This window comes from Arsenophonus nasoniae DSM 15247 (genome assembly GCF_000429565.1).
GTDB classification, from domain to species: Bacteria; Pseudomonadota; Gammaproteobacteria; order Enterobacterales; family Enterobacteriaceae; genus Arsenophonus; species Arsenophonus nasoniae.
Genome location: NZ_AUCC01000227.1, coordinates 1 through 1,513, shown reverse-complemented (window position 1 = coordinate 1,513; position 1,513 = coordinate 1). Strand labels below are relative to the sequence as shown.

General features: G+C 29.3%; 2 protein-coding genes. Both read right to left on the bottom strand.

The features are described 5' to 3' along the window. Nucleotides 1-168: 168 nt before the first annotated feature. The gene (locus G468_RS0117760) at nt 169-1,185 is read right to left on the bottom strand and encodes a tyrosine-type recombinase/integrase (RefSeq protein ID WP_026824121.1); all 1,017 of its coding nucleotides are present in this window, start codon (nt 1,183-1,185) and stop codon (nt 169-171) included. Next, nucleotides 1,169-1,393 carry a DUF4224 domain-containing protein gene (locus tag G468_RS0117755; RefSeq protein ID WP_026824120.1) on the bottom strand — a complete coding sequence of 75 codons (225 nt, stop codon included), beginning with the start codon at nt 1,391-1,393 and terminating at the stop codon, nt 1,169-1,171. The genes G468_RS0117760 and G468_RS0117755 overlap by 17 nt, the downstream gene beginning before the upstream one ends. Nucleotides 1,394-1,513: the final 120 nt, after the last annotated feature.

Sequence of the window (1,513 nt, the reverse complement as noted above, 5' to 3'; positions counted from 1 at the left end):
ATGGCTGGGGTACCAGGATTCGAACCTGGGAATGCCGGAATCAGAATCCGAACAAAAAATAATTCAAATCAATTAGTTAAAACGTATTGAAAGAATATACAGTATATTTTTGTGTTAAAAATTACTGATTTTTTAATGGGTTAATTCTTTTTATTTTTGTATATTCTTTCATTTTTTCAATTTAGGAAGGTCAAGTGTGGGTGTTATTTTTACTTTTCTATCATAAATTTGTACTTGAGATTCAGTTTTATGACCGCTAAATAGTTGCTTATCTTTTGAACTACCATCAAAATCTGATATCCCTTTCGCTTTTATATCGTGAAATGTAAAGTCAAGATTTCTTCCTAAAGTTTTAGTTGCTTTTGATTTCGCTTCACGCCAATGATTATCAAATCCAGATTTCGTAAATTTAGTTCCATTTGAGTTTCTAATAACATAAGACTCTATATTTTGGGGTGGAAATAAATTAATGGCATAATCAATAGTTTCTTTTAGTCTTGGTGTCCATTGCTTTATTTGTTTCACCCCTGTTTTTCCTTGTCTTATATATATTCCTTCTTCCAATATTTGATTATGTTTTAATTCAAGAATGTCTCCAATTCTAGATGCACAAAGATATGAAATTTCCATGGCAATTTTGACAATTTGTGATGCAGAGTCATATGTAACATTATATTCTTCATCAGTAATATATTTATCCCTATTTTTTAATGAAAACTTTTTTATTCCTAAACAGGGGTTATTTTTACAGTAACCTCTTTCATAACCCCAACTAAAGGTGACAGACATGTAGGATAATTCATGATTTGCCTGTGTTTTACTCTGTGTTCCTCTAATATCCATATATTTTCTAATATGTTCAGGTTTAATATTATTGACATGAATATTTCCAAAAACTTTTAAAATATTTTTTCCTCCTTGATGTTTGTCTTTTTGAGATCTAATTGAAAGTTCAGAAAAATGAGGACTATTTAAATACATACTCCATAATTCTTTAAATGATAACAATTTTTTTATATTATGAATCTTATTTTCATAAACAGACCATAATTCAGCCATTGACATTGATAAAGAACCAAGAATAATAGTTTTATTATCTTTTGTTTTTAGATAATAAGAACTTTTGCTTTTAGACACTCTGCTTGGCAATTTGTTATCTTCTTTATTTTTACGTTTTCTGGCCATTGATCAAAGCTCCAAAATCTGGTTCAACTTCTGATTCAAAAATAACTCTTTGTTTAGTAAATAATATTTCTTTGAAAACAATAGGTTTGCCTAATTTGTTTACTAGATGAGGTAATTTATTTTGTTCTAACCATTTAATTTGAGATTTCTTCTGTTTGTAACCTGTAAGTGCAGAAAGCTCATCATCAGATAAATATATTGACTGCATTTTGATTCTTCCTTTTAATGAACTAATTCAAAAACTCACACTATTCTCAGGCGCTTCATTGCCCCATAGATCCCAGCCCTGCACTTTGTCACGAGCAAAAAGTTCGATACGTTTCACCTC

What these genes read in the sequence shown, in the direction of transcription:
- G468_RS0117760 (WP_026824121.1), bottom strand. Translation starts at nt 1,185, where the DNA reads ATGGCCAGAAAACGTAAAAATAAAGAAGATAACAAATTGCCAAGCAGA.
- G468_RS0117755 (WP_026824120.1), bottom strand. Translation starts at nt 1,393, where the DNA reads ATGCAGTCAATATATTTATCTGATGATGAGCTTTCTGCACTTACAGGT.